6 protein-coding genes are annotated in these 8,926 nt (G+C 39.9%); all 6 read left to right on the top strand.

The window, feature by feature from the left end:
* The first annotated feature begins 92 nt into the window (after positions 1-92).
* Complete coding sequence (locus V7164_RS16250) at positions 93-1,388, top strand: C40 family peptidase (protein ID WP_335344890.1); 1,296 nt, start codon at positions 93-95, stop codon at positions 1,386-1,388.
* Between the two features lie 199 nt (positions 1,389-1,587).
* Entirely contained in the window at positions 1,588-2,907 is a 1,320-nt protein-coding gene (locus V7164_RS16245; RefSeq protein WP_335345980.1) for an FAD-binding oxidoreductase, read from the top strand.
* A gap of 1 nt (position 2,908) precedes the next feature.
* Positions 2,909-4,273 carry a (Fe-S)-binding protein gene (locus tag V7164_RS16240; RefSeq protein ID WP_335345981.1) on the top strand — a complete coding sequence of 455 codons (1,365 nt, stop codon included), beginning with the start codon at positions 2,909-2,911 and terminating at the stop codon, positions 4,271-4,273.
* A complete protein-coding gene (locus V7164_RS16235) occupies positions 4,257-5,714 on the top strand; it encodes an FAD-linked oxidase C-terminal domain-containing protein (RefSeq protein WP_335345982.1) in 1,458 nt (485 codons plus the stop codon). Before V7164_RS16240 ends, V7164_RS16235 begins: the two co-directional genes overlap by 17 nt.
* 144 nt (positions 5,715-5,858) lie before the next feature.
* On the top strand, positions 5,859-8,036 hold the full coding sequence (locus tag V7164_RS16230; RefSeq protein ID WP_335354600.1) for a malate synthase G: 2,178 nt from the start codon (positions 5,859-5,861) through the stop codon (positions 8,034-8,036).
* A gap of 92 nt (positions 8,037-8,128) precedes the next feature.
* On the top strand, positions 8,129-8,899 hold the full coding sequence (locus V7164_RS16225) for an IclR family transcriptional regulator (protein ID WP_335345987.1): 771 nt from the start codon (positions 8,129-8,131) through the stop codon (positions 8,897-8,899).
* The last annotated feature ends 27 nt before the right edge of the window (positions 8,900-8,926 follow it).

Here is an 8,926-nt window from a genome sequence, read left to right as displayed (position 1 = left end):
GTGCTTGTCGGGGGTGGGCCAGGCGCTTCCGCATTTCTAGATACATATGCCAAGGGCAACGAGAGCTACTAACAATTGGGGGCAGGACATAGATGAAAAAGAAACTTGTAGTATTAAATACGACACTTATGCTTGGGCTTGGCGCTATTGCCATTCCTTCAGTTGATGCAGCATCCTTAAATAGTCAAAAAGCAGAAATTCAAAAACAGAGATCTGATGTTCAATCGAGTCTTTCAAAGGCAGAACAGGAATTAACGGCTGTTCTCGAAGAACGTGCTATCTTAAATGCACAAATTAAAAGGGTCATTCAAGCCATTACAGATAATAATAATTTAATAAATAAAACAGAAAAAGATATTATTAGTACGAAGGAACAAGTAGAACAATTAAAAACAGAAATAGCTGAAATCCAAGAAAGAATTGATAAAAGAAATAATATTTTAAAGGAGCGTGCTGTTTCCTATCAAGAAAACGGCAATAGTAAAATCGGATATGTTGAAGTTTTGCTTGGTTCTACTAGCTTTGGTGACTTCATTGAAAGAGTAGGAGCGGTAACAAAGATCGTTCAGGCAGACCAAGATATTATTGCTCAACATGATGCGGATAAGAAAGCTGTAGAAGAAAAGAAATCAGCTGTTGAGAAAAAACTTTCTGATTTGCAAAATATGAAAGTAGAGCTTGAAGGAATGCAGGCTCAAATGGAAGAACAAAAGCAGCAAAATGCACAATTAGAAAAAGAATTGCAAGCAAAAGAAAATGAAGTTGCTGCTATTCAAGCTAACTTAAAAATTCAAGATAGTGTGCTTGCTTCAAAACAAGCAGAAATTCAGGCTAAACTGGAAGCTAGCAAGTACACAACTGCAAAACCGAAAGCTCCACAATATAATTTAAACTTAGCAAGCGGATCAAACGATGATGCGAAGGAAGCTTCAGCAAATGTAGCACCAAGTGCTCCAGTCAAAGAAGCCCCTGCTGCTAAGAATGAAGCCCCTGTTGCTAAAGGTGATGTCAATACGGTAATCAAAGCTGGATATAAGTATTTAGGGAACTCTGTTTATGTTTTTGGCGGCGGTAGATCTGCTTCTGATATTGCTAACGGGAGATTTGATTGTTCTGGTTTCGTTTCATGGGCTTATTCTCAAGTAGGCGTTAAATTACCGGCATATACAGAGTCATTAAAGAGTGTGGGCAAGCAAGTTTCCTCTAGTCAGATGAGACCTGGGGATCTCGTGTTCTTTGATACTTATAAGAAAGATGGGCATGTAGGAATTTATGTTGGCGGCGGTAAATTTATTGGCTCTCAAAGCTCTACAGGAGTAGCTATTGCCAATATGAGCAGCGGCTATTGGAAGAGCAAATTTAATGGTCGCGTAATTCGAATTTTATAATAATAAAACCTGACTGCATGATTAAAGCAGTCAGGTTTTTTAATAAGGTTCACATTTTGATAATTCGATTAATTCCAAATATTTATTGAATTTAATTAGATAGAATGTTTTAATGATAATAGAATACATAATTTAGTAACGGCTTTTACATTAAATGAAAACGATGTTTCTTATTACAAAACAATAAGGGGAGCTGGTTATGAATACTGTTGTTTTATTAGAAGATTTAAGGTCAGTTTTGTCAGAAGAGCAATTATCGATAGCAAACAGTCATAATAATTACTTAGGTAATGGCGGCTTGGCAACCATTTATCCATATACGGAAGAGGATATTGCTGCTGTCTTAAAGCACGCCAATGAAAAAAAATTAACGATATCGGTTATGGGCAATGGTACAAAAAGGGGGTTTGGAGGCCATAACGAAACGAGTGATGTCTTGCTCTCTTTAGCAAAATATAAAGGGGTTGTGGAGCATACAGTCGGGGACATGACGATAACGGTTAAATCTGGGACAACTTTCCAGGAGCTGCAGGATTATTTGGCAAAGGCGAATCAGAAAATTCCACTTGATCCATTTTCTCCAGCTGAGGCTACAATAGGCGGAATTATTGCAGCAAATGATAGCGGACCTAAAAGACTGAAATATGGCTCAGCAAGGGATTCTGTCATTGGACTTAGAACCATTTATCCAGACGGGACAATTATTCGGTCTGGCGGCAAAGTCGTTAAAAATGTAGCAGGCTATGACATGAACAAGCTATTTATTGGTTCAATGGGGACCCTTGGCGTCATTTCAGAAGTGACCTTCAAGCTAAGACCGCTCCCAAAATACGAATCACTTGTTTTAGTTAGCTTTCCAGAAGGAAATGAGGAAAGCATAAAGGAGTTTGCGATTAAAGTGCTGGACTCAGTTCTTGAGCCAGTCTGTATTGAATTATTAACCCCGTCCCTCTCCGAAAGACTAAATAATAAAAAGAGTTTTACAATAGCAATTAGCTTTGAGGATGTGGAAACATCTGTTCAATATCAGGAGGAGATGATTAAATCTTTAGCACCTCCACATTCCATGCTCACCATTCTTCACCAAAGTGAAGCACAGAATTTCTGGAAAAAATTTTACGAACTGCGTCTAAATGAGCAAGATTCCGGGAATGAAACGATTGCTGTACTAAAGATAGGAGTTGTAAATCTTAATGTAATTAAGGTAATGAAGGAGGCAGTGACACTACAGGATATAAAAAATGTAGCCGTTGAAGCACACGGCGGACTTGGTCATGGTCTTTGTCAAGTGAAGATAAATGGCTCCAAAGAAGATGTTGTCGACTCCATTCACGACTTGAGGAAAACTGTTGAGTCTATAGGCGGCTATGCGATTGTGAAGCATCTGCCATTTTCTATCCGTAAGGAAATAAATATTTGGGGGGAAAAGCCATCTTATTTTTCCTTGCTTGAAGGGATAAAGAAGAAGGTTGACCCGAATCGGATTCTAAACCCGAATCGTTTTGTAGGAGGGATATGAAATGAGTATGACAGAAACAGAATTGAAACAAGCGCCCCCTTGTACTACTGGCTTAGGCAATTATTTATGGAAGGACCCGCCTGATGAAAATAAATGGGCAGACTGTGTTCACTGTGGAATGTGCCTTGAATCGTGTCCGACTTATGAGCATACCGGTCAGGAACAGCATTCTCCCCGTGGTCGAGTGTATTTAATTAAAGCAGTAGCTGAAGGAAAACTGGAAGTGAATGAGCAATTTATGGACCCGGTATTTGCCTGTTTAGATTGTCGGGCTTGCACAACTGCCTGTCCAGCTGATGTAGATGTTGGCGGTCTGATTGAGGAAGCACGAGGGCAGATCCGCCAGGCAATTCCCCTTAAAGGATGGAAAGGGACTGTAAGTAAATTCTTTCTGCATGGCATTTTTCCGCATCATAGTCGCTTAAATACTTTAGGCGGCGTGCTCAAATTTTACCAAAAAAGCGGAATTCAAAAAGTAGTTAGAAAAACAAAGCTCATTAATATCATGCCGGAGCATTTAGTTCAAATGGAAGCCATCATGCCGGAAGTGAATAAATCTGTGCGTAAAAAGTATAAAAATCAAACGGTTATTAAAGCTAAAGGTGAAACGAAAAGGGAAGTAGCCATGCTAACAGGCTGTATTATGGATGTCATGTTTAGTGATATTAATGAATCCACCATTAATGTTCTGACGAGAAATGGCAATGATGTAAGGATTCCAGCAAACCAAACATGCTGTGGAGCTCTACATGTACATGCCGGTGACCGGGATATGGGAAGGCAGTTGGCCAAGCAAAATATTGAGGCATTTAAAGACGCTGAGAAAGTAATTGTGAATGCGGCTGGATGCGGATGTATGATGCAGGAGTATACTGAATTATTCCGTGAGGAGCCGGAGTGGCATAAGAAAGCAGAGGAATTTTCCAAAAAGGTTGTTGATATTTCAAAGCATCTTCACGACACCGGATATGAGAAGCCAAAAGCTGAAGTGAAGACAAAGATCACCTATCATGATGCCTGTCATCTTGCACACGGACAGGGTGTTCGAGAGGAGCCGAGGGAAATATTATTAGATATTCCTGGTGTGGAAATGGTCCATATGCCTAATGCGGACCGGTGCTGTGGAAGTGCGGGAATTTATAATATTACGAATCCTGAAATGGCAGATTCTGTTTTAGAAAGTAAAATGGAAAATATACCTGATGATGTCGAAATGATTTCCATGGGGAATCCCGGCTGCATGCTTCAGATGGCAGTTGGTGTGCAGAAATATGGCAGAAATCAGAAAATCGTTCATACTGTCCAGCTTTTAGATTGGGCCTATCAAAATGAGAAGGAGGTTGTGAACGATGAAGACAAAAATTAAAACGAATGATAGACACATTCAGCAATTAGCCGAAATTGTTGGTGGAGCACGTTCCATCCTTTACCATAAGGAAGATTTAATTTCATATGATTGTGATGGATTCACTCTTCATAAGCATTTGCCAAAGGCTGTTGTTTTTCCTAAGGATACCGAGGAAGTGGCGAAGCTTGTTAAATATTGTACGAAAAATAATCTCCCCTTTCTTGCGCGTGGAGCAGGCACTGGATTAAGTGGGGGTGCTATTCCGATTAACGGAGAAGTGATTATTAGTCTTGTTCGGATGAAGCGGTTAATTAGTGTTGATTTAGAAAACAGAAGGGCTGTAGTAGAACCAGGGTTTGTCAACCTGAAACTTACAAATTCGATATCGGATAAAGGTTATTATTATGCTCCAGACCCTTCTAGTCAATATTGCTGTACAATAGGTGGAAATGTCGCTGAAAATGCAGGAGGAGCTCACTGCTTAAAATATGGTGTCACGACCAATCATATTTTAGGACTTGAGGTCGTATTGCCAAATGGAGAAATAATTGAAATCGGAAATAACGGTATTTTGGATGAGCCAGGCTATGACTTGCTTGGTCTATTAACCGGATCCGAAGGTACTTTAGGAATTGTTACAAAAATAACGGTGCGCATATTAAAGAATCCTGAAGGCAAGCAAACAGTGTTAGCTTATTTTGACAAAGTAGAGGATGGAAGCAGGGCTGTTTCAGAAATAATTTCGGCCGGGATTGTGCCTGCAGCTTTAGAAATGATGGATAAAGTTGCTATCGAAGGGGTAGAAGCTGCTGCTTTTCCAGTGGGACACCCGAAGAATATTGAAGCGGTTTTACTCATTGAGGTAGACGGGATTGCTGCCGGGATTGATGAACAAATCAATCAGATCCTTGACGTATGCAGGAAGTGCAATGTTCGTGAAGTAAGGGCAGCTAAGGATGAAAAGGAAAGAGAACGCTGGTGGGCGAATCGGAAAACAGGGTTTGGAGCAATGGGGGCGATTTCACCAGATTATTTAGTACAGGATGGTGTAATTCCCCGCAGCAAGCTACCAGAAGTACTGCAAAAAATTAATGAAATCAGTGAAGAGTCTGGTCTGCGAATTGCGAACATTTTCCATGCAGGAGATGGCAATCTTCATCCGCTTGTTCTTTTTGATGCAAGAAAGCCTGGTGAAATTGAAAAAGCATTGCAGGCTGGCAGTGAATGTCTTAAGGTGTGTGCAGATGTCGGAGGAACGATTACAGGGGAGCATGGAGTAGGAATCGAAAAACGTGAAGAAATGCGTTTTGTTTTTAATGACGATGAAATTTTCGCACAGACAAATATACGAGAAGTTTTCAATCCACAAAACCTGTTAAATGCCGGTAAGCTTTTTCCAACGCCTGGCCGTTGTGTTGAAATTAAGAAGGAGATGAAAGAAGCAGCCTTAAATGCATAATAAATTAAATATTTTCTGAATATTATTGCAATAAGGAGTTGATTATGCTATTCTTTTTTTATCGATAGAATGAAACGCTGTTGCGTAATAACAAACAGAGAGAAATGATAAATTGGGAGAACGAATTGATAAGGAGGAAATAGGATGACAGCTTATAAACAAGTTGGAAAAATGCAGGTAGCTAGTGAGCTTTTGGCGTTTATTAATAATGAAGTTCTTCCAGGAAGTGAAGTGGATCAAGAGCAATTCTGGATTGGGTTTGAGGAAATTGTTGATGAATTAACTCCGAAGAACAAAGAATTACTTGCCATTCGGGATGAGCTTCAAAGAAAAATCCATACATGGCATCGGGAAAATCAAAAGTATTACTTTACTAGCTATAGAGCCTTCTTAGAGGAAATTGGCTATCTTGAAGAAGCGGGAGGGGATTTTAGTATCCTGACTGAAAATGTCGATGATGAGGTTGCAATTCAGGCAGGTCCTCAGCTAGTTGTTCCTGTTAATAATGCCCGATACGCCTTAAATGCAGCAAATGCTCGTTGGGGAAGCCTGTACGATGCCCTTTATGGAACAGACGTGATAAGTGAAGAGGACGGCGCAGCTAGAACGGATGGTTATAATGCGGTTCGCGGAGGAAAGGTTATTACATTTGCAAAAAACTTTTTAGACCAGTCTGTACCATTAGAGGAAGGGTCCCATCATGACATCATTCAGTACAAGGTAATTGCCGGTAAATTAATGGCTGTCCAAAGTAATGGTCAGGAAATTGGATTAAAGAATGAGGAAAAATTCGCAGGATATCAAGGTGATTCAGAGAATCCATCGACAATATTGCTTAAAAATAATGGGTTGCATTTTGAAATTCAAATAGATCGGACCCATCCGATTGGAAAAACAGATCAAGCTGGTGTAAAGGATATCCTTCTTGAATCTGCGCTTTCCACAATTATGGATTGTGAAGATTCAGTTGCAGCAGTTGATGCGGAAGATAAAGTCCTCGTTTATCGAAATTGGCTTGGTTTAATGAGGGGAGATCTAACGGCAAGCTTTGACAAGAGCGGTAAAACCGTAACAAGGACGATGAATGCAGATCGGAGCTATACATCACCAAGCGGGCATTCCTTTACTCTTCCTGGACGTTCTTTAATGTTTGTCCGGAATGTTGGTCATTTAATGTCTATAAATGCCGTGTTGGATAAGAACGGGGAAGAAATTCAAGAAGGTATTTTAGATGCAATTGTAACGAGTTTAATAGCGAAACATTCATTATTAGGGAACACTGCTCTTACAAATTCTACAAAAGGATCCGTTTATATCGTTAAACCGAAAATGCACGGATCTATGGAAGCTGCTTTTGCTAATGAGCTGTTCAATCGTGTTGAGGATTTGATTGGCCTCAGACGGAATACATTAAAAATTGGTTTAATGGATGAAGAAAGAAGAACATCATTGAATTTAAAAGCATGTATCCGCGAAGTGAAGGAACGGATCACTTTTATAAACACGGGATTCCTAGACCGCACTGGGGATGAGATTCATACTTCCATGGAAGCTGGCCCTATGATTCGGAAGAATGACATGAAGGGGACAGAGTGGCTGCATGCCTATGAAAGGTCTAATGTCAATAATGGTCTGGCGTCAGGCTTCCATAATCGCGCCCAGGTTGGTAAAGGGATGTGGGCAATGCCTGATATGATGGCAGAGATGCTAAAGCAAAAAATTGCCCATGTAAAAGCAGGTGCTAATACCGCATGGGTTCCTTCCCCAACAGCAGCAACATTACACGCGCTTCATTATCATGAAGTTCATGTAAAAGAGGTTCAAAGTCACCTATTAAATGAATTAGCAGACTTGAAGAATGAAATATTACAAGTACCAGTAGCTGAAAACCCGCAATGGGGAGCAGAAGAAATACAGCAGGAACTTGATAATAACGCACAGGGGATTCTTGGATATGTTGTTCGCTGGGTAGAGCAGGGCATTGGCTGTTCCAAAGTACCCGATATTAATAATGTAGGTTTAATGGAAGACCGCGCTACACTAAGGATTTCAAGTCAGCATGTTGCAAATTGGCTCCATCATGGAATTTGTACAAAGGAACAAGTTGAAGAGACATTACAGCGAATGGCTAAGGTGGTCGATGAGCAAAATGCAGGTGATCTTGACTATCAACCAATGGCAGAAGACTTTGATAGTTCTATCGCCTTTCAAGCTGCGCGCGATCTTATTTTTAAAGGTTATGACCAGCCAAATGGCTATACAGAGCCAATTTTGCACCAACGTCGCTTAGAGGCAAAGGCGAAGTTTGCTATTAAACAATAAGACTTTTAAGCATGGCATTTCAATTTGAGTGCCATGCAATTTTAATTTTCGATATAATTAAATAAAAAGTGTTCATTTGAGGAGAGGAAATGTTGGAAAGAGAGAATATGGTTAAATCAGTAAGTCGGGCTCTTGATATTATTATGTTCGTCAGCATGAAAAAAGGGGGACTAGGTGTTACGGAAATTGCAAACCAAATGGATATTAATAAAAGCTCTGTTTATCGAATACTTTCAACACTCGTTCAATATGGCTATGTCGAGCAGGATGAGGAAACAGGAAGATATAAGCTTGGATATAAATTTTTGGATATAAGCTCAAAACTTCTGGAGTCTATTGATTTAAGAGAAGAAGCTAAGCCATTTTTGAAAGAATTAGAAATGGTGACGAATGAAGTCATTCACCTAGTTGTCTATGATCAAGGGGAAGTCGTTTACATTGAAAAATTAGACGGGAATGAAGCACTTAGAATGCATTCGAAGGTTGGAAAAAGAGCTCCAATGCACTGTACCTCGGTAGGGAAAGCTATACTTGCACATTTACCTCTGGCTGTGGCAACTGATATTCTTGAGCGAAAAGGGCTTCCAGTTCATACGGATAAGACAATAACGGACATAGATCAATTTCTTCAAGAACTCATTGAAGTTAGAAAGAATGGATTTGCGTTAGATTTAGAGGAAAATGAATATGGGATTACATGTATGGCTGTGCCCATATTTGATCATTTAGGTAAAGTCATTGCAGCTGTCAGTGTTTCTGGACCAACGATGAGAATGACTAAGAACCGGCTAGAAGCTCTTCAATCACGTATGATCCATATAGGCAAGCAAATATCAGCAAGGCTCGGATATTATGAAAAATAGATAAATGCTGTAAATACTAGGAATAAT

The sequence above is a fragment of the Bacillus sp. JJ1474 genome, from assembly GCF_036965225.1.
Taxonomy (GTDB): domain Bacteria; phylum Bacillota; class Bacilli; order Bacillales; family Cytobacillaceae; genus Cytobacillus.
The sequence above is the reverse complement of the archived record's forward strand: the minus strand, read 5'-3'. Positions and strand labels throughout refer to the sequence as shown.